The following is a 23,720-nucleotide window of genomic DNA, read 5'->3' on the forward strand; positions in this document are numbered from 1 at the left end:
CTAACGAGGTTGGGAGCTTCTTTATTCACCTATTCGATTGTTCCAATTTGACTTAAAGGGAAAATACGAAAGACGGCTTTGCCGATAATATCTTTTTCCGCAACAAAAGGTGTTGTCGGCCACAAATGAGAATCATAGCTGTCGTTGCGATTATCGCCTAGGAAAAAATATTTCCCTTCGGGCACAGTTACCTGGTGATAGGTATAAGTCATTGGCGCTTGGATATATGGCTCGTCGACTTTGGATCCATTCCGATATAACGCGCCGTCTTTGATCTCGATCGTATCGCCTGGGAGTCCAATTAGACGCTTCACATAGCGATCCTCATTTCCTTCAAGCGGCGGCCAAAACACAACGATGTCCCCGAATTCAAAATCGGTTAATGGTTTCATTTTCTCAACAATCAACTCGTCTTGTAATTGAATGGTAGGCAGCATAGAACCTGTTGGAACTGTCATCGCTTGCGCAACATACGTATTGACGACAAGTGCGATGAGGAGAGCACATGCTATCGTAGGCACCCATTCTTTCAATAGGCTTATCACATACTTTCGGATCAATAGAACCAACATCCTCTCGTTCTGAATCATTCCCTCTTTACACCGTAACCCATTTATGGAAAGCTTACATTAAGATAAAATAAAATGTTGTTGTATAATGAATTTGGATACCCTATTAAGGAGAGTGCGCTACATGAAATATCGCAGACTTGGCAAAACAGACCTGAAAGTTTCCATCGTTGGTGTTGGCACTTGGCAATTTGGCGGTGAGTGGGGATTAACGTATACGCAAGCAGAAGCAGACGCGATTCTAGATCAAGCCGTTGATCTCGGGATCAATTTGATAGATACGGCTGAATGCTATGGTGATCACCTTTCCGAGTCATTTATCGGTAATTATTTATCCCGCCGCGATCGTAATAAGTGGGTTGTAGCAACGAAATTCGGTCATCATTTCCACGATTTATTCACACGTACTGACGAGTTTAGCGCGGATTCCGTCATCAAACAGCTCGATGCGTCTCTGCAAGCATTACATACGGACTACATTGACTTATACCAATTCCATTCTGGGCCTGATGCCTTATTTGATAACGATGATCTCTGGACTACGCTTGATAAACAAGTACAGGCGGGCAAAATCCGCCACCTAGGAACATCAATCGGCAGCAATGCCAATATTCATCAAACGGCAACTTCAACTAAAGTGAACTCCAAAGCTATTCAAGTGGTGTACAATCGCTTGGACCGCGCACCGGAAGAACAAGTATTTCAGTCATGTATAGATCAAGATCTTGGTGTACTCGCACGCGTACCGCTAGCTAGTGGTTATCTAAGCGGTAAGTATAAGCCAGGCGCCGTATTCAGTAACACGGACGTACGTCATCGTCACGATGCTGAAAGCGTCAGACAGAAGTTGGAAGAAGTTCAGCTCATTCAGCAAAATGAAGTACCTGAAGGCATGGATATGGCCAAATGGGCATTGGCTTGGTGTTTGAAGCACGATGCTGTCACATCCGTTATTCCAGGCTGYAAAAACCCTGAGCAAGTGATTGCGAATGCCGCGGCAACAGAGCTTATCAGCGACAATCATCCGCAAGCTTGGAAAGCCTAGAGAAGAGGAAGGATTGACTTCGCCATGCCTCACCATCAGCACGATGAAACTTGGAAGAAGCTTCATGATCACCTTGACGAGTGGGTTGCTAGTAGTAAAACGCACACTTCTGAAGGTCATGTTGCTTCCTACATCCCTGAGTTAGCGAACGCTTCTGGGGATATTCTTGGCATTTGTATTATGGATAACGAAGGGCAAACCACCAGCTCTGGGGATTCTGACTTTCGCTTCACCTTGCAAAGTATTTCGAAGGTTTTCACTCTGATTCTTGCACTGATGGACAATGGCGAAGACGTTGTATTCTCTAAAGTTGGCATGGAGCCGACAGGTGATGACTTCAACTCGATGTTGAAGCTTGAGCTTGTGGAGCCTGGCATTCCGTTCAATCCTTTAATTAACGCTGGAGCTATTGCGATCTCCTCGTTAATTGCAGGGCATTCTACAGAAGAACAGGTTGATCGTATCCTTCATTTCTTCAGGGATATTGCCGATAACCCTACCCTTACTATCAATCAAGACGTGTTCAAATCCGAGTCAGATACGGCTAACCGCAATCGTTCCTTAGCCTATTTCCTCAAGGATAACGGTGTCTTGGACAAAGAAGTTGACGATGTGCTTCGTGTCTACTTCAGCCACTGCTCCGTCGAGGTCAATTGTTCGGATCTGGCCAGAATGGCTCTTGTTCTCGCTCATAATGGCGTGGATCCGATTCGCAAGCAACGTCTCATCCCGCGGCGCTTCGTACAAATTGCCAAGACGTTCATGTTTACCTGTGGTATGTACAATGCCTCTGGCGAATTTGCCATGAATGTTGGGCTGCCTGCCAAAAGCGGCGTGTCCGGCAGCATCCTGACGATGGTACCTGGACAATATGGCATCGGCCTCGTAGGACCCGCACTGAACCGCAAGGGAAACAGCACGGCTGGTGTGCATCTCCTCGGCATTCTCTCTCAGGAATTCGACTGGAGCTTATTTTAAGCTAACTAGTTGCTTACAAAAAGAACCTTCCCTTTTGACTGTTTGGCAGTCGAGGGAAGGTTCTTTCATGTTACCATTATTGCATCGATTGCTTAATTCGTTGAAGGGCCTCTATCAACTCATCCACTTCATGCTCTTTCAGTCGAATCGTCACATAGTTCGGTGAAATGCCGCCGTCATTGATCTCTATTAGCGCAGTATCATCTTTGTCATCCAGTTTGACTGACAGATGGTCTTTATCTAGAATTTGAACCCAAGCCATAGTCATCCTCCTCGCGACTCTGATCAGCCTTTCTCAGGCTTAATACACAATAAAGTCTTTGGTATACACAGTCTCATTGTCTTCTGTATCCATCACGCGCATTTCTAGCTCCCATTTCCCGCTAAAAGGCAGGTAAGGACCTTCCGATTTGTAGCTGAATTTAGCAAATCCGTACGATTCCTCTTCCTTACTATCCTTGTATATCGTTAACGGAACAGAAATCGGGGCGATCTCCTCATCGTCTTTATTATGCAAAATCAAGAGTACCTGTTTAGGTTGGCCTGATTTTTCAGGCAGCCAAACTTTGGCAACAAACACGTTATTACCAGGTACCTTAGGTGTAATATCCACCGAAACGTGGACCTTTTCCCCCATCTGATGCCACTGAAGCGGCTCATTAGCCGGGATCGGCGCCATATACGTAAGGAGTCCAACAAGGACAACAATAATGACCATAAGAGACAGATCTAGCTTCACCCAGATGATCGATTGATTCACTTTCTTCTTGCGAAGGAAGAGACGAATCACGAACCCCATCAGTGCGACGAGCACGACCACGCCTATTTTTACAAGCAAGAGAATACCCCAAGTTGTGTATGTCAAGTAACTCAGACTCGGCAGGAATATCAAGACGGAAATAGACCCTGAAACGGTTAAAACAAGAATCGAGATCAGTGCGAATTTTGAAAACTTCTGCATATAGCTGCCGAGATCCATCTTGTTGTGACGCCATTTCGCATACAGCAGAATTAATCCGCCTACCCAACAGGCTGCAGCGACAAGATGAATGAAATCCAGCCCAATCGTCGCCCACAAGGGCGAAAAGGAGGCGGCGTGACCGCTAAAGCTTTTGACAGCCAACAGAGCCAGAGACCAACCCACATCTACCCAAGCCAGCCTGCCCAGCATAACAAAGCCTAGGAAGGATAACGCGAGAAGCAGCACCCAAGAAATCCCGATATTCGTTGAGCTTACCAGCTGCCATATTTCATCCACACCGCCGCCGCCCAATAAATCCTCGATATGTGTAAAAATCAGCAGCAATAGGGCAACGATATGAGCGCGTTGGAGATTGAGCGTCCACTCGGAAACCGACTTCTGTGCTTCTTCCCCTTGCGGTCTCACCAATCGTAACCAGAATGCCCAACCGGTCAAAGCTAACAGCATCAAGAACCATAAGCCCCGAGAGGCGTATTGCAGCAAGCCTTTTGTCGTCAACGGACCCGCACTATGATTGTGTCCCGTATGTGCGGAAGGCACATCAAGAACTTCCTCCTGCGGCGGATTGCCGATTGTGATCGGATAACTTCCACCCACGGGATGACCGTCTGCTGAGATGACGTGATAACTAATTAAGTACACGCCTTCTGCCAGCTTCGGCAAATCGAGCTTGATGCCCATCTGATCCTTATTCATCGTCGCTTTGCGGTTCGTTATCTCAGCTCCGCTATGATCATAAACCTTAATATAAAAGAGCCCGTTATCTAATTGTTCATTGAACGTGACGGACACTTGCGCTGGCGAGCTTTCGAGCTTCGCCCCCGCTTCCGGTGTCGCTTCAACTAATGAAGCATGCGCAGAGGCAGATTGGGGCGCAATGATCGCACTCAATAACATGATCGCTAACACAGCAATTAAGCTTACAGGCAGTCGTAGGAACCAATTCCTGGTTCGTTGTTTAAATAATCTCGTCATCAGTATCCCTCTAATCCGCTATCGGCCTACGGCCAGCAAAACCATCTTGCTCCCCGTGATAATAACGAATCTGATCCTCTCCTTGCTTCCAACACAGCAACACTTCTTGTCCATTCATAACCGCTGGAAAATCAACAAGTCCTGAATCGATATCCTTCAGCTCAATGCCCGTCTTTTGAAAGCTTTGTATGAGTCCACGCGCTTCAATTTGAAGAAATTCCAATGCAGCTTCCATGACAAAAAAAGGATCCTTTTCCGTACCAGGCATCTCCGCGTATTCATTCTTCTTATGGCGTAACTCCATATATTTGTCCTCAAATTCACTCTTCAAGGCTTGCATTTTCTTCAGTTCCTGATCAACAAATCGCAATAGACCATTAGCCTCTTCCAAAGAGAACCATTTCTTCTCCGACATAACGCACCTCCATGTCCTTTATTTTAGCAAAAAAACGGAAGAACTACGAATTCTACTAATCCGTGTGGGGGTTATCGTGAACGTGATGATGGCCATGGTGGTGACCGTGATTCTGGCTTGAGCTATGCTCGTCCACATGCGTAACAGACAGCTCCGCGTAGCCAACACCTTTTAAAACCTGGATACGTTGCTGCAGCTCTCGAAGCTTCTCCACTTCACCGCGAACTACGAGTATTTCCAAGCATTGCTGATGGTTTAAATGGATATGCATGGTCGATATGATGGCATGATGATAGTCGTGCTGAAGCTCCATTAAGGTTATCGGCAAATCTCTAATTTCATGGTCATAGACCATGACAATCGTACCTGCGACCATTTCATTAGGCTGCATACTGCTTGAGGTTAGAAGCGCCTTGCGCGTAAGATCTCGAATGGCCTCCGAACGATTATCATACCCTTGTAACGCAATCAACCGGTCGAATTGCTCGATCAGGGATTGCGGCATCGAAATTCCGAAACGCACTAGATTGTCTTTATCCGACATTCATCTTGCTCCTTCATTGATATCTTTGTCTATATTCCTACTGTAGCAGAAAGCGTTGGAGTCGCAAACCTCCATAAGGGAGATACGACCTCGCAAAACCCTTCCTCATTAGGCAAAAGCAAAAAAAGAGGGCATCAGCCCTCTCAACCTAGACGAGTTTCATTAACTGTTTGACGCGATTCTCCAGCTCCACGAGTGAGAACGGCTTCGTCATATAATCATCAGCACCCATTTGGAGGCCTTTCGCCACATCCGCTTCCTTCTTCTTTCCAGAAAGCATCAATATTTTCATATCTTTCGAGATCGCATTAGCATCTGTCTTGATCTTCTCCAATATCGTAAATCCATCAAGGCCAGGCAAGATTCCATCCAATATACAAGCGTCGAAGACTTGCATAGTCAGCAACTGCCAAGCTTGTTCACCATCTGAAACTTGCGTAATTACAATCGGCAAGTGCTCCAATTGGGAATTCAGAATCGCCCTTAGAATCGGATCATCATCCACAATTAAGAGTTTTTTCTTCTGCAGTTGTGCATGCGCATGAGCGACAAGCTTCGTAAATTGTGCTCCTTCATCTTCTAAGTCGGCAATTATAATACGATTCTTGCCCTGTTGCTTCGCTTGATACATCGCATCGTCAGCTTTATCTACCCACTCCGCAACCGTCATACCCACTTGCCATTCAGCTACACCGGCCGAAAATGTGATGGAGAACATTTGACCATCGTTCTGCGCTACAGCTTTCACACGTACTGTATCTAGAATAGCTTGCATAATAGATCGACCTTGATCCACACTCGTATTCGGAAGTGCGATCACGAATTCTTCTCCGCCAAAGCGAGCCAATAAGTCCGTCGATCGCAGATTGACCTGCATCAAATGAGCTAATCCTTGCAGCACCAAATCCCCTACGTGATGTCCATACGTATCATTGACGCTTTTGAAGCTGTCAATATCGATAAACACAAGAGAGATTGGCGCTGGGTAGCGCTCAATACGCTGCAGCTCCAGCCCAATTTGCAGATCAAAATAGCGACGATTAAACACACCAGTTAAAGGGTCGCGGAAAGCCAACTGTTCGAAATTCCGAGTCCGTTTGAGGAGACCATAAATACGTGCCGCCAATTCCTCGTATTGGAATGGCTTGGTCACATAATCATCCGCCCCCAAATGAAAACAGCGAACTTTATCGCTTACATCGTCCCTTCCTGATAACACAATAAGCGGCAGCCATTTCAGTGTAGGATCTTCCTTCAGGAATTCAAACAATTCATAGCCTGACTGCGGGTGCATCATAAGATCTAACGTAACGAGGTCATACGTATGCTCACGAAGTAATTTCTTGGCTGACTCTACATCAGCGGCTTCATCAACCACACAATCATCGAGTTGCAAACGTCTTGTCAAATAGAAGCGCAGCGCGTCGTCATCATCGACTAGCAATATGCGGCTTTTCAAAGTTCGCAGCATGGAACCCGGGGCAGGGTCTTGCTCCTCATCCATCTGAATTTCCGTTAAGCCGATGTCCAGCTCCATTTTCAACTCAAGCAATAATCCGACCGTTCGCTCTAAGCTTTCATAGACAGGGCTCGTCGACAAGAGTAACTGATCATCCTGCTTCTGTTCGGCTAGGGTCCATTCCCAATTCCGTACCAGGTCTTCCGCAAGCTTCCCGATTCTCACATAACCAAAAACAGGCGCACTGCCTTTGAGTGTATGCGCAATCCGATAGCATTGTTGTAAATCCTCCAGCATTGGCTGGGCTTGAATCGCTGTCATCAATGACTGAAGCTGATGCAGCTGCTTGTCATATTCACGAATAAACAGCTTTCTTCCTTGTTTAAGAATTCTTGCATCTCGATCAGATTCTGAAACTGAATCTTTGGATCTCTCTAAGTTTGTATGGCTCATAACAGACAATCACCCTTTATAAGCTTAATGAGAAAAACTTCTACCGAAGTACTTTGAGGATGAGCGACCGCGTTCTAATGTTTTTTAGCGTTGCAACAGTTGCCCTATGGTGTCTAACAATTGAAGTGGACTGAAAGGTTTCACAATGTACGTGGTGACTCCAGCTGCCTTAGCTTTCTCTTTATCTTTCTCCAGTGCTTTGGCTGTTAAAAGAATAACCGGCAAGTCCCGATTCACATTGTCGCTTTGTCTCAACCAAGAGCAAACTTCTACGCCCGTGCGCTCTGGCATCATGTAATCCAAAATGATTAAATCATAGGCTTCCTTGCCCAGCTGATCAATCGCTTGTTGACCATCTTCAACCTCCGTGATGACGTATCCTTCATCAGATAATGTTTCCGTCAGTAGAAAGCGAAGCGCCAACTCATCATCGGCTAGCAAAATTTTGTAAGCTGACATTTTCTCTCTCTCCTCGAGTCCATAAATTATTACTAATTATAGCATCATATCTGGGCCCAAGATAGGAAAATGTCGGAAAAACTCGAAAGAAATCACGCTTCCTTAGGGTGCAGGTGAACCTTCCATGACGAGCCATTAATTTCTGGCAGCCCACGAGGGCTTGTCCAGCAATAGACCCAGCCTTCCCGCTCTCCATTGACATCCTTCACCCAAATTCGCTCATATTCATTATCCGCATGATTTGGACCATAGTAAGTTTCCAAAACATCCATGGCCGCTAACCCTTCATCGGTCACTTGGATCCATTCCCCTTCAACCCTACGATCATCCTCTGTACGAACTAACGCCGGGTAGGGTCCTACATCATATAAACGTCCATTGATCGCTCCAGGTTGCACATCTAGTAAATACGGACAGACAACGGAATGGTTACTCTCCCCCACAAGTAATGTTCCATACACAAATACAGCTATCATCCCTACTCCTCCTAATCGTCTACAAGCTCTATATGAATGATTTCGTCGTGGAAACGATGATTTCCTAGTTGCAAGGCAACACCAAGAACAAAAAAAAGCAGCATCACGATGGATGCTGCTGCTATGCCTGATTGGCTGTTAATTCGCGTGTTTTAACGATAATCTTGCGGATGCTGTCTTCGGACAAATGAAACACCTTGATCAGCTCCAAAACCGTCGAACCCGTTTGATACAAACGGAAAATCTCACGATTTCTCCGCTCAATGATGATGCGAGTGCCGTTATTTTCTCCCCAACCAGCACGTTTCTGCTCTTTCTTAGGGATATACACGATTTCGCCTTGGATATATTCTTGTAATTGTTTTAATAGGTTAGGGGGAAGAACATCTTTCCCGTTCTTGTAACTCATGGATGAAAACCTCCTCAAATTGTACAAAGCTTAACTTTGACTGATTTGCAGAGAGTATCTTCATCGCCCCTTAACCTCCTACCATTCTCAAAAATGGAATAAAAAAAACACGATCATAATCGTGCCTGTCGGTTGTATATGCAATTATACAATTCAGGTGAACGGTTATTCCACGAATGATATTCAGTTAGGAGACGAGTACCTCTGCGGCGGCCGCAACATTCATCGCTACTGTCATTGTCATTGTGTTCATTTATAAAGCACTCCCTTCACCATAGTTTATTGTGTGTTCACATCGTGTTCACATTTCTCATTATATGTAAAAAGCTTCTCGCTGTCTACTCGTTCGTTAAAGTTATGCGAGGGCCTAGGGGCCCCCGCTTGGAACAGTGATCTCTGCTTACGCAGAGATCACCTCTGTTTGCGTTGTAATCACTTTGATCACTCCTTTCCGAAGGCATGGAAGCCGGCCGGCTACATCTCTATTTACTCATATTGCCGAGCCACTCTCAAGTGAAAGAATGGTTATAGGGATTCTTTCCTTGGGGCGGAGCGCTAAAGTGGAGGAAATTGCTCTGCTGCACGGGAATAATTGAAAAATGGGGCGCTGGAGAGGGGACGAAAGTGCTTTAGTTGAAACAAAACCTTCTTCGTCGATCCCAACCCAGGGCTCCGCGAAATAACTGGAAAAACTCCAGCTAAATTCATTATTTCTAAGAAAAAAATCCAATTAAATGGAAATACTCCAGCTAAATTTCGCTTTGCGGACGCTCAATGGCGAAATTAGATAAATTAACTACATGAAATCCAGTTATTTCCTCTATACAAGGAAAATCAGACTGAATAGCTGTAGTTTTTCCAATTATTTTACTTTTGAATGGAAATTTGGGAAGCTTCGTTTCGCTGCGGGATACTGTGATGTAGTCAGCTTGATTGTTGGGATAAGATGGTGGTGAGGCTGGGTTGGAGGTGACGAGAGTATGTAGGTTCATTTGGGAAGTGAAGTTGCTTAGTTGTTGCTTAATTAGTGGAGTGCATTGGGACTACTTGTGATGGTGATTTGAGTGGCTTCTGCTGCTTGGAGAGCATTAGCTTGGTACGTAGGTATCTTGTGTTTCACACGTAGAAAAAAAGGACCTAGCGTCTGCGCTAGGTCCCAATCGGCATGACTGCGATGCCGCTGCTGTTCAACAGCGCGCGGATATCGCGCGCGAACTCCACGGCGTGAACGCCATCGCCGTGGATACAGATCGTGTCCGCGCGCATGCTCAGGTCCTCTCCCGTGAGGGAGAGCACCTTGCCTTCGCGGACAATCCGCTCCACCTGCGCCGCAGCCTCGGCGGCGCTCTCAAGCAGCGCCCCCGCCTGGTCGCGGGGCGTCAAAGAGCCGTCCCGCTGGTAGCTGCGGTCCGCGAAAGCCTCGCTCGCGGTCCGCAGCCCCGCGGCGGCGCCCGCCCGCAGCAACTCGCTGCCGGGCGGGCCATACAGCGTCAGCTCCGCGCTGACGCTGGCCGTCGCAGCCGTAATTGCGGCGGCTAGATCATGGCGCTTCGCGGCCATGTGGTAGAGCGCGCCATGCGGCTTGACGTGCTGCAGGCGCCCGCCTTCGGCGTGGACGAACGCCTGCAGCGCCCCGAGCTGATACAACGTCAGCTCGTAAGCCTCTGCCGGCGTGATCGCGATCTCGCGCCGGCCAAAGCCCTGCAGATCGGGCAGGCCCGGATGGGCCCCGATCGCAACGCCCTTGCGCATGCACAGCTGTACCGTGCTGCGCATGGTTGCGGGGTCGCCTGCGTGGAACCCGCAGGCGATATTGGCGGAGCTGACGAAGTCCAGAAGCTCCGCATCGCGGCCGAGGCGATAAGCGCCGAAGCCTTCGCCCATATCACAATTCAAGTCAATACGCAGCATCACTATTTCACTCTCCCACTTAAAATAATGCCACCCCAGCATCATTCTTCACTCATTCTTCACTCATCTTATTCTTTTCCCATCTCGAGGAAATAACTGTATTTTCTCCATTTAATCGAGGAGCGTTTAGGTGAATTTGTAAGATAACTGTATTTTCTCCTGTTAATTTTTAGCATTTCCTCATTCACGGAGAGATTTAAGGGAAATTAACTGGAGTTTTTCCATTTAAATGCCAAAAGTATTGAAAAGTGCCGAAATAGCAGGAGTTTTTCCATTTAAAGTTACTGAGGGGAAAAGGGTGGCACGAACTGCGATGGATTCCCACTTTGTCCACATTTCCCAAGGGTTCAACCCGTAAATTTCACTTTCCCGAAACATTAACTGTGCAAAATCTACTCTCGGTTTTTACTTATTCCAGTTCCCTCAACCAAGCCTTCATCCCCGCCGCCAGCAGCTTGAGATCCATCGCCTGTAGCAACAACTGCTCCTGCGCTTCGAAAAGAGTAACTTCTTGAAAACGCAATGTTCCACCTGGCTTCACCTGAGCAACTAACGGAAGATCTGCAGTTATCACATGACCGATTCGAGGGTAACCGCCTGTTGTTTGGCAATCTGCCAGCAATAGAATAGGTTGTCCGCTTGAGGGGACCTGGAGCGTACCTCCTACTACCGCTTCCGAGATCATTTCATACGAAAAGCCAGCTTCGAGCTCAAGCTTAGACTCACTCGACAACCGATACCCCATTCGATCCGATTGTGAGGTAACCAGAAAACTTTGAGAAAGCAATTTTGACCAGCTATCTACAGTAAACAAGGAGGCTTCCTTGCCTCTCACGATCCGTATAATCGGATCGTCGCGATAATCAGGACGAACCATTGTACTCACGTACTTAGTTGCTCTCACTGACTTGTTTTCACTCTCGTACTTATTTCCACTCACGGACTTGGTTCTCAGCTCAAAGCCTTTCATGAGCTGGAAAGCCCGTTCATCCTCCTTAACTTCCAATACATCTCCAGCACGAAGAGCTCTTCCCTCGTATCCACCCATACTCGCTCTCAGGTAGGTGCTGCTGCTTCCCAGCACGTAATCCGCCTTGAAACCACCATGCACGGCTAAATACGCTCTACAACCGCGTGCCGCGTAGCGAAAAAGCAGCTCACTTCCTGTACGAAGAACGAAGGGTCGCCACATTGGGGCTGAAGTTCCATCCACTTCCGCTTCCATATCTGCACCGCAAATGGCAACAAGCATATCTCTCCTTGCAACCAATGCAGGCCCGCTCAGTGTCATTTCTAAGGCCACCGCTTCGCGACCATTGCCTACCAACAAATTCGCTGCGCGGTGGGCAAACCGATCCATCGGCCCCGCCACGATCACACCATGTTTCCGAGAACCATAGCGCCCCTCATCCTGTAACGTGGATAAAAGGCCAGGTTTCATTACCTCAAAGCTCATTGCTCGCATTCCCTTCTTCTAAGGCATGAAACTGCTCCGATGTGATGGCTACAAATCTCACTTGGTCTCCGACCTTTAACAAGGAAGGTGGATCCGTATCCGGACGAAATAAACGGAGTGGCGTTCTGCCAATGAGCTGCCAGCCACCCGGTGTTTCAAAAGGGTAGATACCTGTTTGTGCCCCGCCAATACCCACGGAGCCGACTGGAATTTGTGTGCGAGGCACTGATTTCCGCGGTGTCGCTAGCCTTGAATCCATACCGCCCAAATAAGGAAAACCTGGTGCAAAACCAATCATATACACGGGATGTACGCGAGCAGTATGCCATGTCACGATTTCTTCTGTACTCACCTGATGGTAATCCGCTACTTCCACAAGATCAGGCCCATACGCCGCCTCATAACAAACAGGGATCTCAACGATCCCTCCTAGCTGCACAGCTAAGCAGTCTTCCTCCCTGTACGCATCTAATAACTGCTCTATGTATTGCAGAACATGATCATAAGGAAACCAAGTCGACGTCCTGTTGGCGGGCCCACTTTTTAACACAACTTCGGAAGCATAGTTATAAATGTGGAAAGCATCATAATAAATTGTAATGGTTGTATAGGCGGAGACTAGCTCAATGAAGCCCTCACGCCAGTTGTTCTCTATATAATTCGCTACCTGTCTTACCTTATGAAGATTCATTAACGAAATGTCCGCGCCTAGTCGAATCACAATCGCCGAATCTCCAAGTGGATGGCATTCGTAGACAAGCTTGGTCATGCAAAACGCTGCTTTTTCAACCAATTTGCACAAACCTCAGGCCAAACATACGCTTCCGGATGATCAACTGCGATCCCAATCCCGTGGCGTCCTGACTCAAAAACATGCAGATCAAAAGGAATCTTATTACGGCTAAGTGCACCTGCAAAAAGCAAGCTATTTTCTACCGGAACCGCTGCATCATCCGCGGTATGCCACAAGAATGTAGCCGGCGTATCCGCCGTTACTTGAAGTTCATTGCTTAAATCCTGGACTAACTCATCACTGGCATCTTCACCAATCAGATTTCTTCGCGAACCTTGATGTGCGTTCACACCGAATGAAATGACAGGATAACACAGCACCATAAGGTCAGGACGGGAGCTAATCTGCTCAATCGGATCAGAGGAAGTCTGATCTCCTGCATCGTAATGCGTACCCGCTGTTGCGGCCAAATGCCCACCAGCCGAAAAACCAAGAATACCAATGCGGTTTGCATCGACTCCCCATGCCTCCGCATGATGTCTCACAGTTCGAATAGCACGCTGTGCGTCCTGCAAAGGTACGGGATGTTTATACGGCGCTACACGATAATTCAGCACGTAGGCGGAAATGCCTAGCCCATTTAGCCACTTGGCAATTGGTTCCCCTTCATGAGGGGCACGCGCGCCGTATCCGCCACCTGGACAAACAATAACTGCTGCGCGCAAGCCATCTCCCTCGGCTGGATATAAGGTTAAGCTTGGACAGCCTTGATTTGCCTCACCTTGACTATCTTGTGTAGCTCCTGGCCATAATTCAATCGTTGTCACTGCGTTCAATTGTGAAACCCCCTCATGCGATTAACGTACTAAGTTAATAATAGCCAATCCTTATTCAGTAGAAAAGCATCTATTTTAACTATAAAGGAGTGATTTAAAATGATTGTAGTTACAACAGAAAATATTGCCGGTTATGAGGTAACGGAGGTATTGGGCAGTACATTTGGCGTCGTCGTGCGGGCCAGGGGCATTGGCGGAGATATTATGGCCTCGTTAAAAGGTTTAATTGGCGGAGAAGTCACGCAGTATACGCAAATGGTCGAGGATGGCCGCAAGCAAGCAATGGACCGACTGGTCAAAAATGCAGCTGCCATGGGCGCCGATGCCATTGTGATGATGCGTTTCGATAGCGGAGATATTGGTCAAAACATGAGCGAAATCGTTGCCTACGGCACTGCCGTTCGAACGCGAAGGCTGTGAGCGGGATTATAACCATTTTGCTAGTATACGGCTTGTGGATCGTTGGCTTCATTATTTTATTTCTTCTAGGCTATCTCGTTTATGACAAACGCTACAAAACAGATGGTGCCGCGACACCCCAGTCGCCTCCAAATGGTTTTTTATTCACCAACGAGGTATTCATTGATCCCAAAGATGGATTTACCTATCGGGTCTACTATAATCCTCGAACAGGGGATCGTGCTTATATTCGTGAAAATTAACCCATTTAACAACAAAAAAAGCCTTGCAACAGCTGAGAACCTAAGATTCTCTCGCTCTTGTCAGGCTTTTTATATGCAGCAATATCTACTCCCAAATCACTTTCCAGTTATGGTTGATACTCGCTTCGATCGTACCTCGTTCCATGATATACCCTGCCAGCAGCTCCGCTACGTCCGTTGGAATATCCTTGATCACCGGCTTATTCTGGAACATTGCATAGTTGCCCCCGCCAGCAGAGCGATAATTGTTCATCACCACATCGAAAGAGGCTTCAAGATTAATCGGTTGTCCCTCAAAATCCAGCTGTACAACCCGATTCCCGACAGGACGGGAAATGTTCAACGTGTAGGAGATTCCCTCCCACATATCATAGTTGTAATGAGCAGGCTTCGGCTCCATGAACGCCTTACTTACTTGAAGACCCCCATTTTCCGAAACTTCAAAATATTCGGCAGACTGCTCCAACGCATCTTTAATATCCTGACCCGAGATTCGAATGACCTTTAGCGTGTTCGGATAAATATAGTTGGAGACGATATCCCGCATGGTTATGTCAGTCGGAAATCCTGGTGACACGTTATCGAATAACGCGGTGTTAGAAATCTGGGCACCTGAGAGCTCCATTTGGACTTTGTTAATAAACTCAATCAGTGCATTGTCCTGGGTTCGAATTTGCAACGGATCTTTCACTAGCATGTCCCCCGATAGCTTACCGATGGGCTGATCCAGCCATAATTGTGTCTTCGCCTCGTAGGAGCTGATTTGCTCCAACAGCACCTTGTCAGCCTCCACATTCGCAACAGTTAAAAGCTCGGATTGCTTGGAAGCAATAGTCCAGATCCCTTCCACTTGCTCAAGTACGATGTCCACTTTCCCAAGTGTAACGCCCGCTGTGCCTGGTTGAACGATGGTTACACCGTTAATTTCGGCGCCAGCAATACTTCGGTGCTGATGTCCTGTGAGTAGAACGTCGACCCCCTCTACCTCCATACACAGCTGATAACCTTGATTCTCGCCTGTGAGCGGCTCTGTAGGCTCTCCCGTTGCGACATCTCTTTCAAAACCGCCGTGATAGGAAACGACAACGACGTCTACACGCTCCTGCTCCTTGAGGAACTGTACCCATGCACGAGCTGCTGCAATAGGATCCTCGAAACGCAAGCCTAGAATATGTTTCGGATCTTCCCAATTCGGAATGTAAGGCGTTGTTAAACCAAGAACTCCTACACGCACCCCTTCTGGGGATTGTTTGATCAGATACGGCTTTCCGAAGAAGGGCTCTCCCGTCTCCACACTCACGATATTGGCACATAACCAAGGAAAATCAGATTCTTTGACTGCTTTCTGCAGCACATCCATGCCATAATTGAATTCATGATTCCCCAGGACAGCCCCATCATATTTCAAATAGTTAAGACCGAGCACCATGGGATTCATGGGTTCATTATCCAACCGTGCATGGTGATAAGCTAAAGGCGTTCCTTGGATGAGGTCTCCGTTATCGATCACAATCACATGAGATTCCTTCGCACGTTCCTGTGCAATTAATGCAGAGATTTTCGACAAACCCACATCATTGGGGTTATTATTTGCGTAATGAATGGGAAGCATATTCCCATGGAGGTCGCTTGTTTCTAATATCGTTATGTGACTTGTTTGTCGTTGCTCAGCCTGCGTCAAGCAATTCACTCCATTCTTGATTAATTGTAAATTTTTACATAAGCATTGTCAGTTTAACAAATACTTCACACTATCTTCCATATCGCTTATGTTAATGTTATAGTACAACATAGATAAAAAGTAAAATATTTAAACGGAGGTCAAAAAGAGATGAAAAAATTAACAGTACTTAGTTTATCCATGGTTATTGCGGCAGGTGCACTGGTTGGTTGCGCGAAGAAAGAAGAAACAAAACCTTCTGCATCAGCTACAGCAGCGGCAACGGCTACTCCAGCAGCAGCTGCAGGATTCGTTCCAAAAGAACTTAGAGTACAATTCGTTCCTTCCCAAAATGCTGAAACACTTGAAGCAAAAGCTAAGCCGCTTGAAAAATTGCTTGGAGATAAACTAGGAATCCCGGTTAAGGTTTCCGTTTCAACGGATTACAACGTCGTTATCGAAGCTATGTCTTCCAAACAAGTTGATGTTGGTTTCTTGCCACCAAGTAACTATGTTGTTGCTCACGATAATCGTAAAGCAGCTGATCTTCTTGTACAAGCACAACGTTTTGGCGTAGATGATGCAACAGGAAAGCCGACTACTGAGCTTGTCGATTTCTACAAATCGATGATTGTTGTTAAAGCAGATTCCCCAATTAAATCCGTAGCTGACTTGAAAGGTAAGAAAATGGGCTGGCAAGGTGTTACTTCCGCAGCTGGTTACGTTTACCCAGGTCTTGTTTTGAAAAATGCTGGTGTAGATCCTGTGAAGGATGTAACAGGCATTCAATTCCAAGGTCACGACAAAGCGGTTATCGCACTGCTTAACGGTCAAGTTGATGCGGTTGGGGTGTTCCAAGACATTCGTACTAACATGTTGAAGGATTATCCGGATATCTTCAAACAAACTAAGGTACTTGCTTTCTCCGATAAAATTCCAAATGATACGATCGCTGTTCGTTCCGATATGGATGCGGCTTGGAAGAAGAAAATTCAAGATGCTTTCATCGCAATTGGTAGCGATCCAGCTGGTAAGCAAGTCATTATCGATGTCTACACTCACCAAGGTTATGTAGCTACAACGGATGATAAATTCAACATCGTTCGTGAAGCTAACAAAGCAATGGGCTTGAAATAAGACTTCGTCTTTAGTAAGATGAACTAACATACAAAACCACCGCAGCATGATGCCTTACATCCATGACGCGGTGGTTTTTCTCTTCTAAATTTTACATTCTATACCAGACTTTCCTTGCATATTATGAATGTGGCACGCCCGTCCAAGCTCATCGTTTACTTTTAACTATCAAACGTTCACTAAGTCGGTCGTGTCATAACTCATTGTGGGGTGAAAAACGGAATGTACGAAATGCTAATCATGCGTAAAACAGAAGTTATTATTCGGTGCGGCACCGATGAAGTAAAGGGAGTCATTTCGCAGTATTATCCAGAATTTCAGCTTTTAAAAATAAACAACATTATGATCCCGATCACGTTGATTGATCAAATCGAGATCTTAGGTCCAGACGAACCTATCTACCAAGCTTCCCATCGTCTTCGTGAGCCTCGTATCCTCCACTTGGTTGCTCAAGGCGGGGTCATCAGTAAGTAGCTGGCTCTTGAATGAATAAAAGGCATCTCCTAAGGTCTACGACCTTCAGGAGATGCCTTTTTCTTTGTCATGTATGTTTGCTTGCTATACGATCCGTTTCCGCAAAGTACCTGAGATATAGTCAATGAGAGAGACTGTAACGATAATCCCAATCAAGATAATACCTACACGCGGCCACTGCCTTGCATTCAGTGCGAAGATTAACGGTGTCCCGATCCCTCCAGCACCAATGACCCCAAGCAATGTCGCAGAACGGACATTAATTTCGAAGCGGTACAGCGTATACGAAATGAAATCTGGAATGACCTGTGGTATAACTGCGAACGACATCCGCTGCCAGAAGTTCGCTCCAACGGCCGTCATCGCCTCTGTAGGACCCATATCCATATTCTCTATGGCCTCGGCGTAAAGCTTGCCTAACATCCCCACAGAGTGCAATCCAAGCGCCATAACACCTGCATACGCATTAGGTCCGACAGCTTTAATAAAGATCAACGCCATAATGATTTCCGGAATCGTACGAACGACGCTGAGGAATAGCTTCCCAGTACCTGAAACAGCACGGTACTTGCTCATATTCGCCGCGGCCCAGAAAGCAAAAGGCAAGCAGACAATGGCTGATACGAAGTTTCCTAAATAGGAAATCGACAAGGTTTCAAGGAGGGAACGCAGTAAATCTTCCCCTTCAGGAATATAGACATATGCCCAGTCAGGATGAAATAATCCATTGATCATTGCTTTGGTCAGAATCCAAGTAGTTGGTTGGAATCCTGTTAATTCCAAGCCAGTTAACGCCCATACAAGAAGACCGATCACAGCCACTAAGCCAATAATTTTATACGTGTTAGCTTGCGTTTCAGACATCGGCTTCGCACTGCCTTTTAACAAAAACGTACGGAATCGTGTGCTCACCAAATCAATGATGACGACGATCAGCAGCGTATAAATAACAATGGCACAGGACTGATCGTACCGGAACAGATCCAGTGTGTTTTTGAGCAATAAGCCAATACCGCCCGCGCCAACCAAACCGAGAATCGCGGAAGCACGAATGCTCACTTCAAACGTGTACAGAAAATGTGCTAGATACGTAGGCGCAACTTGTGGCAAAACACCGAAACGGATTAGCTTGAGCTTATTAGCTCCAACTGCGGTCATCGCTTCAAGCGGACCAGGGTCAATGGCTTCCGTTGATTCATAAGAAAGCTTTGAAATAATCCCAAACGTAAAGAAAATTAGCGCTAACGTACCTGCTGTAGGACCAAAGCCTACTAATACGGCAAATAAGGCTGCATATAGCAGATCAGGAATGGTACGCACAAAATTCATAATAAATCGAGCTGGATAGGACAACCATGGTGATGTTGTTACGTTACGAGCAGCCAACAGCGCCATTGGGAACGCAAATAACGCTCCAATAATCGTACCCAGGATGGACATTTGTATCGTTTGTGCCATCGGCTTCCAAATGTCTGCGAAGAATAGCCAGTCTGGCGGGAACATTTCTGCGACGAATTTCAAAATCTCCGGCGTACCCGTTGCTAATCTTGTCAGCGTGGCATCCGTCTGATAAATACTGCCGATCAAGAATAGCACCATGATCGCGATAATCATATAAAACTTTGTGCGTGGAGGCTTTTTGACAGTTGCTACACTCATTCCTCCTGCCCCCCCAGCAGTTCATCTCTCTTGATCGCGCGGCCGTAAATCTCGGAGAACACATCGTCCGTCGCATCGGCAACAGGTCCATCATACACGACCTTACCTGCACGAAGTCCGATAATGCGCGTTGCGTACTCGCGAGCCAAGTCGATAAAGTGAAGGTTAACGACCGTTGTAATGCCGAGGTCCTTGTTAATCCGTTTCAGGTCATCCATAACCTGACGAGTAGTGAGCGGATCCAGTGACGCAACGGGCTCATCCGCCAGGATGAGTTTGGCTTCTTGCGCGAGCGCCCTGGCGATGGAAACGCGCTGTTGTTGACCACCGGACAATTCATCGGCGCGCGAATACGCTTTTTCCCGAATGTTCACCCTCTCCAGTGCTTTGAGCGATAGCTCAATATCCGCTTTAGGGAACAAACCGAACATCGTGCGAAGTGTGGAATGGTAGCCAACGCGACCGGAAAGGACGTTACGAATTACGGTGGATCTTTTGACTAGATTAAAGGTTTGGAAAATCATCCCGATATCTCTACGCATCCGACGCAACTGAGCGCCGTTCGCTCTTGTAATGGATTTCCCATCGATTAGGATTTCACCGCTTGTTGTCTCATGTAGACGATTAATTGAACGAAGCAGCGTAGACTTCCCAGCCCCCGATAAACCTACAATAACTACGAACTCTCCTGGATGTATGGTAAGGTTAATGTCATTCAAACCAACAGTACCATTTGGATAAACTTTAGAAAGATGTTTAAACTCAATCATATTCGTCCTACTTTCTTTTACTCAATTTCGAAGTGCTCGACAGACTACTTTCAACGAATAGATGAAAAATCCTTTTTTCTAGCATTGCCTTTAGAAAAAATTCATATTCCATTGTTCACCATGCACAATAAAAGGGCCCCAAGCGCGCTCGCTGAGTCCCTTAACTTCTATGGATTGTATTTTGCTCCCCAGCGTTCCTCGATTCTCATGCCTTTCCAGACGGCAATCGAAACGATCCAGGCGATGACGAACATCCCAACCAGAATAAAGCCTAACGTACCAAAATCAATCTCCTGCAACCACGTCCAGAACGTACCTTCCATACTGAATTCTTCGGAGAGCACCTGTCCGAGCTCGATCACACCAATGATTAATGCCGCAACCACCGCAAGTGCTGTAACGGTCAAATTGTAGTAAAGCTTACGCACTGGCGTATGAAAGGCCCATTTGTACGCTTTCGTCATGAACATACCGTCAGCCGTATCGAATAAGCTCATCCCAGCAGCGAACAAGAGCGGAAGTGAGATCACGCCTATAAACGGGATCGCATCCTTCGCCGCGTGCGCGGATATCGCCAGCAACGCGATTTCACTTGCGGTATCAAAGCCTAGACCGAAGAGAAAGCCTAACGGATAAACATGCCAGCTTTTGGTGATGAACGAGAATAACGGTTTAATCAGCCGTGCAATAAAGCCACGTGACTCTAATAACTGTTCAAACTCGTTGTTGTCGTACTTACCGCCGCGAAACTTCAGAAACATTTTATACAAGCTAATGAGAATTAACAAATTAATGATTCCGATGATGACGAGGAAAAGTCCTGAAACGGAAGCGCCGATCACACCGCCGAAACGCTGCATCCAAGGAAGCTCTCGTTCTGCCCATGTCACGGAGAAGGCAGTCACAATCGCCATGATGAACACGACAGATGAGTGACCCAGCGAAAAGTAAAACCCAACGCCAAGCGGATTTTTCTTTTGTTGTACGAGCTTCCGAACTGTGTTATCAATAGCAGCAATATGATCAACGTCGAACGCATGACGGATGCCTAATGTATACGCCAGAAGTCCAATCCCCCAAAAGGCTGGAGATGTTTTGGCAACGGAATATAAACCGAACAGCCCCAACACATGTAGGAGAATAATAAAGCCAACGTATCCAGCCCAGCTTTTTCTCTCCTGTAGCAAAGATTTCCACATGTTCGTTCAACCACACCTTCCTCATTCGTGTTACGATTCATAAATAATGTAGCACACGTGTGCATGAATTGAAAAGTACCCTGCTGATTAATTGTGAAGAATTCTAAATGATATCTGATATAATAGAAACCGTTCCAAACATACAGCCATTTTATCCTATGAATCATAACCCATTTTTTATTTCAAAAAGGAGCTGAACCGTGCATGTCCATGCGTAAATATAAGCTTTTTACAGTGCTGGTGCCCGTCTTTATTATAGGTGGCTTTGAATATATTCGTCATGAATTTCTACTGCGCTATTTAACGATGGAAGCCGGAAATTTCACGATCACGGTGATTACGCTGCTCCTTTCGTACCTCTTCGCATCATGGATGTTTACGAGGATTGAACGCAGTAATGAGAAAATCCTTCTCAGTGAAGCCCGCAGAGCGGTCTTTGAAGAACGTGAGCGGTTGGCTAGAGAGCTTCATGATGATTTGGCCCAAACGCTTTTCTTCCTTAATGTGAAGCTGCGACAAGGTGATATTGAAGAAGCCAAAGCAGCTGTTTCCGAGATCGACAATTCGCTGCGTCAGGCTATTTTCAATCTACGAACGCCGCCAGAAGAAGGAACATCGTTTGGACAACGCATTCATACCTACTTAGAGAACTGGCGATTGGTAACAGGCATTGAACTTCAGAAGACCGTGCGGATTAAAGAACACAGCTTCTCACCAAGTGAGGAAGTTCAACTGTTCGGCATTATGCAGGAGGCTTTCACGAACATTCGCAAGCATTCTATGGCAACAGATGCTACCTTTCTTTTGGAAGCTGACGACGATCACTGGCGGCTGCACATTACGGATAACGGGTGCGGCATGCAGCTGGGCTTAGCATCGGATAAGGGCAAGACCTACGGCATCGACCTCATGCAGAAACGGGCTTCCGAGCTTGGGGCAACGCTTGAGCTTCAGAGTGAGAAAGGCTTCGGCACGGAACTGATCGTACAAGCCGAAAGAGAGGGGATCAGCTGATGCTCGATCTTATGCCATTTCGCGTTCTTATTGTTGATGATCATCCATTAGCCCGCAAAGCGATACGAAGCATGCTAGCGTCATGCGCTGATTTCTTTATCGTTGGAGAAGCCAGCACGGGCGAAGATGCCATTCGACTTTGCGGAGAGCTTGCTCCCGACGTCGTCTTAATGGATATCCATATGTCGCCAATGGACGGATTACAGGCGACACGACACATCAAACAAGCATATGGCTCCATACGCATTGTTATGCTCACGGTATCTGATGATGTCGCCGATCTCTTTACGGCTTTGCAATTCGGCGCGCAAGGGTATTTGCTCAAAAACATGGATCCCGAGGAATGGCTTAGCTATCTGCGCGCCCTGCTCGACGATAATTCAGAGGTGGCCCGAGGGATGGCCGACAAGCTATTCGGGCGCTTCCGCTCACCGGTAGGTACGCACACCGAAGGCCCAAGCCCACATATGCTTACTTCGCGTGAACAAGAAATTACCGCTTATGTCGCGCAAGGAGACAATAATCGGGTGATTGCCGAAAAACTGCTCATCTCCGAGCATACCGTTAAAAATCACATGAAAAATATTCTGGTGAAACTATCTCTGGAGAATCGCGTCCAGCTCACCGCTTTCGCGATTAAGCACGGGTTGACACGAAAATGACATAACTAGTCGAAAAGATAGCCCACTCGAGTCATACTTTTATGCTTGTCTATCAGGTAAGATGGACAACATGGTAAGAGTTGATATTGAAAGGGGAATATTATTCCATGTTTAAAAAGCTAATGTTAACCGCAAGCTCGATGATGATCGCATCCATGCTCCTCGTGGGAATCGCAAGTGCTCACGTCGTTGTATATCCGAAAGAAGCCACACAGGGCAGCTATGAAGTATTTACCGTTCGTGTACCGTCTGAGAAGGAAAGCGCAACGATGAAGGTTGAAGTCAAGTTCCCTCTGGATTCAGTGGCTGTTTCTCGCTTCGAGCCTAAAGCTGGTTGGAAGTATGAGATCACGAAGGATGCCGCGGGCAAAATTGCAGGCGTCATTTGGACAGCAACTGGTGATGGACTAGGAGCAACTGAGTTTGGTGATTTCAGCATGCAGGGTAAAGTGGCTGATACCGCTTCTCAAATCATCTGGAAAGCCTACCAGACCTACAAGGACGGCACTGTCGTGGAATGGGTTGGCGCAGCTGGTTCAGACAAGCCCGCTTCTGTGACAACCGTTAAAGCCAAAGCAGCGGCTGGTGCTACAACGGATAGCCATGGGAATGTGACAGCTGGCGCGGCGGATGCTACGGATTCTGATTCCGACACCTCGCTTTATCTATCCATCGCTGGCGTGGTGCTTGGCGCGTTAGCTTTGATCGTATCATTGACAAGAAAACGCAGATAAATGACGTTCATGCAATAAACCAAAAAGCCCTGAGCCATCTGCAAGATGC

General features: G+C 46.7%; 26 protein-coding genes. 9 read left to right on the forward strand and 17 right to left on the reverse strand.

Annotated elements, in window-relative coordinates; translation table 11 throughout:
• Window positions 1–29: 29 nt before the first annotated feature.
• Window positions 30–560 carry a signal peptidase I gene (gene lepB, locus AC1DVJ_RS00305; protein WP_477587550.1) on the reverse strand — a complete coding sequence of 177 codons (531 nt, stop codon included), beginning with the start codon at window positions 558–560 and terminating at the stop codon, window positions 30–32.
• Between the two features lie 133 nt (window positions 561–693).
• Between lepB and AC1DVJ_RS00310 the strand changes: the two genes are divergently transcribed.
• Together AC1DVJ_RS00310 and glsA are read left to right on the forward strand one after the other, a co-directional pair.
• Window positions 694–1,614: an aldo/keto reductase gene (locus tag AC1DVJ_RS00310; RefSeq protein ID WP_477587551.1), complete on the forward strand. Its 921-nt coding sequence runs from the start codon at window positions 694–696 to the stop codon at window positions 1,612–1,614.
• A gap of 24 nt (window positions 1,615–1,638) precedes the next feature.
• Complete coding sequence (gene glsA, locus AC1DVJ_RS00315) at window positions 1,639–2,592, forward strand: glutaminase A (protein ID WP_477587552.1); 954 nt, start codon at window positions 1,639–1,641, stop codon at window positions 2,590–2,592.
• Between the two features lie 76 nt (window positions 2,593–2,668).
• Here glsA and AC1DVJ_RS00320 read toward each other — a convergent pair whose 3' ends face one another.
• The 12 genes from AC1DVJ_RS00320 to AC1DVJ_RS00375 all read right to left on the reverse strand — a co-directional run bounded on the left by AC1DVJ_RS00320 (window position 2,669) and on the right by AC1DVJ_RS00375 (window position 13,700).
• Window positions 2,669–2,854 (reverse strand): hypothetical protein, encoded by a 186-nt coding sequence (locus tag AC1DVJ_RS00320; RefSeq protein ID WP_477587553.1) that lies wholly within the window; start codon window positions 2,852–2,854, stop codon window positions 2,669–2,671.
• A gap of 39 nt (window positions 2,855–2,893) precedes the next feature.
• Entirely contained in the window at window positions 2,894–4,549 is a 1,656-nt protein-coding gene (locus tag AC1DVJ_RS00325; RefSeq protein WP_477587554.1) for a copper resistance CopC/CopD family protein, read from the reverse strand.
• Between the two features lie 10 nt (window positions 4,550–4,559).
• Window positions 4,560–4,964: a DUF2203 family protein gene (locus tag AC1DVJ_RS00330; protein WP_477587555.1), complete on the reverse strand. Its 405-nt coding sequence runs from the start codon at window positions 4,962–4,964 to the stop codon at window positions 4,560–4,562.
• Between the two features lie 55 nt (window positions 4,965–5,019).
• Complete coding sequence (nikR, locus tag AC1DVJ_RS00335) at window positions 5,020–5,508, reverse strand: nickel-responsive transcriptional regulator NikR (RefSeq protein ID WP_477587556.1); 489 nt, start codon at window positions 5,506–5,508, stop codon at window positions 5,020–5,022.
• A 148-nt stretch (window positions 5,509–5,656) separates the two neighbouring features.
• Entirely contained in the window at window positions 5,657–7,420 is a 1,764-nt protein-coding gene (locus AC1DVJ_RS00340; protein WP_477587557.1) for a response regulator, read from the reverse strand.
• Window positions 7,421–7,504: 84 nt separating this feature from the next.
• Window positions 7,505–7,879 carry a response regulator gene (locus tag AC1DVJ_RS00345; RefSeq protein ID WP_477587558.1) on the reverse strand — a complete coding sequence of 125 codons (375 nt, stop codon included), beginning with the start codon at window positions 7,877–7,879 and terminating at the stop codon, window positions 7,505–7,507.
• Between the two features lie 92 nt (window positions 7,880–7,971).
• Window positions 7,972–8,355 carry a gamma-glutamylcyclotransferase family protein gene (locus AC1DVJ_RS00350; RefSeq protein WP_477587559.1) on the reverse strand — a complete coding sequence of 128 codons (384 nt, stop codon included), beginning with the start codon at window positions 8,353–8,355 and terminating at the stop codon, window positions 7,972–7,974.
• Window positions 8,356–8,476: 121 nt separating this feature from the next.
• Window positions 8,477–8,764 (reverse strand): CD3324 family protein, encoded by a 288-nt coding sequence (locus AC1DVJ_RS00355; protein WP_028556449.1) that lies wholly within the window; start codon window positions 8,762–8,764, stop codon window positions 8,477–8,479.
• Between the two features lie 1,149 nt (window positions 8,765–9,913).
• Window positions 9,914–10,675 (reverse strand): LamB/YcsF family protein, encoded by a 762-nt coding sequence (locus tag AC1DVJ_RS00360; RefSeq protein WP_477587560.1) that lies wholly within the window; start codon window positions 10,673–10,675, stop codon window positions 9,914–9,916.
• A 409-nt stretch (window positions 10,676–11,084) separates the two neighbouring features.
• Window positions 11,085–12,116: a 5-oxoprolinase subunit C family protein gene (locus AC1DVJ_RS00365; protein ID WP_477587561.1), complete on the reverse strand. Its 1,032-nt coding sequence runs from the start codon at window positions 12,114–12,116 to the stop codon at window positions 11,085–11,087.
• Window positions 12,117–12,120: 4 nt separating this feature from the next.
• Window positions 12,121–12,900, reverse strand: coding sequence for a 5-oxoprolinase subunit PxpB (gene pxpB, locus AC1DVJ_RS00370; RefSeq protein ID WP_477587562.1), 780 nt, complete (start codon window positions 12,898–12,900; stop codon window positions 12,121–12,123).
• Window positions 12,897–13,700, reverse strand: coding sequence for an alpha/beta hydrolase (locus tag AC1DVJ_RS00375; RefSeq protein ID WP_477587563.1), 804 nt, complete (start codon window positions 13,698–13,700; stop codon window positions 12,897–12,899). Before AC1DVJ_RS00375 ends, pxpB begins: the two co-directional genes overlap by 4 nt.
• A gap of 99 nt (window positions 13,701–13,799) precedes the next feature.
• Between AC1DVJ_RS00375 and AC1DVJ_RS00380 the strand changes: the two genes are divergently transcribed.
• Window positions 13,800–14,120 (forward strand): heavy metal-binding domain-containing protein, encoded by a 321-nt coding sequence (locus AC1DVJ_RS00380; protein WP_477587564.1) that lies wholly within the window; start codon window positions 13,800–13,802, stop codon window positions 14,118–14,120.
• Window positions 14,117–14,362, forward strand: a complete 246-nt coding sequence (locus AC1DVJ_RS00385; RefSeq protein ID WP_477587565.1) for an HD family phosphohydrolase — start codon at window positions 14,117–14,119, stop codon at window positions 14,360–14,362. Before AC1DVJ_RS00380 ends, AC1DVJ_RS00385 begins: the two co-directional genes overlap by 4 nt.
• Before the next feature lie 85 nt (window positions 14,363–14,447).
• Here AC1DVJ_RS00385 and AC1DVJ_RS00390 read toward each other — a convergent pair whose 3' ends face one another.
• Window positions 14,448–16,043 carry a bifunctional metallophosphatase/5'-nucleotidase gene (locus AC1DVJ_RS00390; RefSeq protein WP_477587566.1) on the reverse strand — a complete coding sequence of 532 codons (1,596 nt, stop codon included), beginning with the start codon at window positions 16,041–16,043 and terminating at the stop codon, window positions 14,448–14,450.
• Between the two features lie 150 nt (window positions 16,044–16,193).
• On the opposite strand from AC1DVJ_RS00390, the gene AC1DVJ_RS00395 reads away from it, so the two are divergent.
• Window positions 16,194–17,159, forward strand: coding sequence for a phosphate/phosphite/phosphonate ABC transporter substrate-binding protein (locus tag AC1DVJ_RS00395; RefSeq protein WP_477587567.1), 966 nt, complete (start codon window positions 16,194–16,196; stop codon window positions 17,157–17,159).
• Between the two features lie 222 nt (window positions 17,160–17,381).
• The gene (locus AC1DVJ_RS00400) at window positions 17,382–17,633 is read left to right on the forward strand and encodes a hypothetical protein (protein ID WP_477587568.1); all 252 of its coding nucleotides are present in this window, start codon (window positions 17,382–17,384) and stop codon (window positions 17,631–17,633) included.
• Between the two features lie 84 nt (window positions 17,634–17,717).
• Here AC1DVJ_RS00400 and phnE read toward each other — a convergent pair whose 3' ends face one another.
• From phnE to AC1DVJ_RS00415, 3 genes are all read right to left on the reverse strand, one after another.
• Window positions 17,718–19,292: a phosphonate ABC transporter, permease protein PhnE gene (gene phnE / locus AC1DVJ_RS00405; RefSeq protein WP_477587569.1), complete on the reverse strand. Its 1,575-nt coding sequence runs from the start codon at window positions 19,290–19,292 to the stop codon at window positions 17,718–17,720.
• A complete protein-coding gene (gene phnC, locus AC1DVJ_RS00410) occupies window positions 19,289–20,062 on the reverse strand; it encodes a phosphonate ABC transporter ATP-binding protein (protein ID WP_477587570.1) in 774 nt (257 codons plus the stop codon). The genes phnE and phnC overlap by 4 nt, the downstream gene beginning before the upstream one ends.
• Before the next feature lie 167 nt (window positions 20,063–20,229).
• Entirely contained in the window at window positions 20,230–21,261 is a 1,032-nt protein-coding gene (locus AC1DVJ_RS00415; protein ID WP_477587571.1) for a HoxN/HupN/NixA family nickel/cobalt transporter, read from the reverse strand.
• A 204-nt stretch (window positions 21,262–21,465) separates the two neighbouring features.
• On the opposite strand from AC1DVJ_RS00415, the gene AC1DVJ_RS00420 reads away from it, so the two are divergent.
• The 3 genes from AC1DVJ_RS00420 to AC1DVJ_RS00430 all read left to right on the forward strand — a co-directional run bounded on the left by AC1DVJ_RS00420 (window position 21,466) and on the right by AC1DVJ_RS00430 (window position 23,671).
• Window positions 21,466–22,275: a sensor histidine kinase gene (locus tag AC1DVJ_RS00420; protein WP_477587572.1), complete on the forward strand. Its 810-nt coding sequence runs from the start codon at window positions 21,466–21,468 to the stop codon at window positions 22,273–22,275.
• Entirely contained in the window at window positions 22,275–22,937 is a 663-nt protein-coding gene (locus tag AC1DVJ_RS00425) for a response regulator (protein WP_477587573.1), read from the forward strand. Before AC1DVJ_RS00420 ends, AC1DVJ_RS00425 begins: the two co-directional genes overlap by 1 nt.
• Window positions 22,938–23,044: 107 nt before the next feature.
• Entirely contained in the window at window positions 23,045–23,671 is a 627-nt protein-coding gene (locus tag AC1DVJ_RS00430) for a YcnI family protein (RefSeq protein WP_477587574.1), read from the forward strand.
• Window positions 23,672–23,720: the final 49 nt, after the last annotated feature.

It is taken from the genome of Paenibacillus sp. P4_A9 (assembly GCF_056402415.1).

Bases quoted from the DNA above. Each gene is read 5' to 3' on its own strand.
- glsA (WP_477587552.1), top strand. From the start codon at position 1,639: ATGCCTCACCATCAGCACGATGAAACTTGGAAGAAGCTTCATGATCAC.
- AC1DVJ_RS00320 (WP_477587553.1), bottom strand. From the start codon at position 2,854: ATGGCTTGGGTTCAAATTCTAGATAAAGACCATCTGTCAGTCAAACTG.
- AC1DVJ_RS00325 (WP_477587554.1), bottom strand. From the start codon at position 4,549: ATGACGAGATTATTTAAACAACGAACCAGGAATTGGTTCCTACGACTG.
- AC1DVJ_RS00330 (WP_477587555.1), bottom strand. From the start codon at position 4,964: ATGTCGGAGAAGAAATGGTTCTCTTTGGAAGAGGCTAATGGTCTATTG.
- nikR (WP_477587556.1), bottom strand. From the start codon at position 5,508: ATGTCGGATAAAGACAATCTAGTGCGTTTCGGAATTTCGATGCCGCAA.
- AC1DVJ_RS00340 (WP_477587557.1), bottom strand. From the start codon at position 7,420: ATGAGCCATACAAACTTAGAGAGATCCAAAGATTCAGTTTCAGAATCT.
- AC1DVJ_RS00345 (WP_477587558.1), bottom strand. From the start codon at position 7,879: ATGTCAGCTTACAAAATTTTGCTAGCCGATGATGAGTTGGCGCTTCGC.
- AC1DVJ_RS00350 (WP_477587559.1), bottom strand. From the start codon at position 8,355: ATGATAGCTGTATTTGTGTATGGAACATTACTTGTGGGGGAGAGTAAC.
- AC1DVJ_RS00355 (WP_028556449.1), bottom strand. From the start codon at position 8,764: ATGAGTTACAAGAACGGGAAAGATGTTCTTCCCCCTAACCTATTAAAA.
- AC1DVJ_RS00360 (WP_477587560.1), bottom strand. From the start codon at position 10,675: ATGCTGCGTATTGACTTGAATTGTGATATGGGCGAAGGCTTCGGCGCT.
- AC1DVJ_RS00365 (WP_477587561.1), bottom strand. From the start codon at position 12,116: ATGAAACCTGGCCTTTTATCCACGTTACAGGATGAGGGGCGCTATGGT.
- pxpB (WP_477587562.1), bottom strand. From the start codon at position 12,900: ATGACCAAGCTTGTCTACGAATGCCATCCACTTGGAGATTCGGCGATT.
- AC1DVJ_RS00380 (WP_477587564.1), top strand. From the start codon at position 13,800: ATGATTGTAGTTACAACAGAAAATATTGCCGGTTATGAGGTAACGGAG.
- AC1DVJ_RS00395 (WP_477587567.1), top strand. From the start codon at position 16,194: ATGAAAAAATTAACAGTACTTAGTTTATCCATGGTTATTGCGGCAGGT.
- AC1DVJ_RS00400 (WP_477587568.1), top strand. From the start codon at position 17,382: ATGTACGAAATGCTAATCATGCGTAAAACAGAAGTTATTATTCGGTGC.
- phnE (WP_477587569.1), bottom strand. From the start codon at position 19,292: ATGAGTGTAGCAACTGTCAAAAAGCCTCCACGCACAAAGTTTTATATG.
- phnC (WP_477587570.1), bottom strand. From the start codon at position 20,062: ATGATTGAGTTTAAACATCTTTCTAAAGTTTATCCAAATGGTACTGTT.
- AC1DVJ_RS00415 (WP_477587571.1), bottom strand. From the start codon at position 21,261: ATGTGGAAATCTTTGCTACAGGAGAGAAAAAGCTGGGCTGGATACGTT.
- AC1DVJ_RS00420 (WP_477587572.1), top strand. From the start codon at position 21,466: ATGTCCATGCGTAAATATAAGCTTTTTACAGTGCTGGTGCCCGTCTTT.
- AC1DVJ_RS00425 (WP_477587573.1), top strand. From the start codon at position 22,275: ATGCTCGATCTTATGCCATTTCGCGTTCTTATTGTTGATGATCATCCA.
- AC1DVJ_RS00430 (WP_477587574.1), top strand. From the start codon at position 23,045: ATGTTTAAAAAGCTAATGTTAACCGCAAGCTCGATGATGATCGCATCC.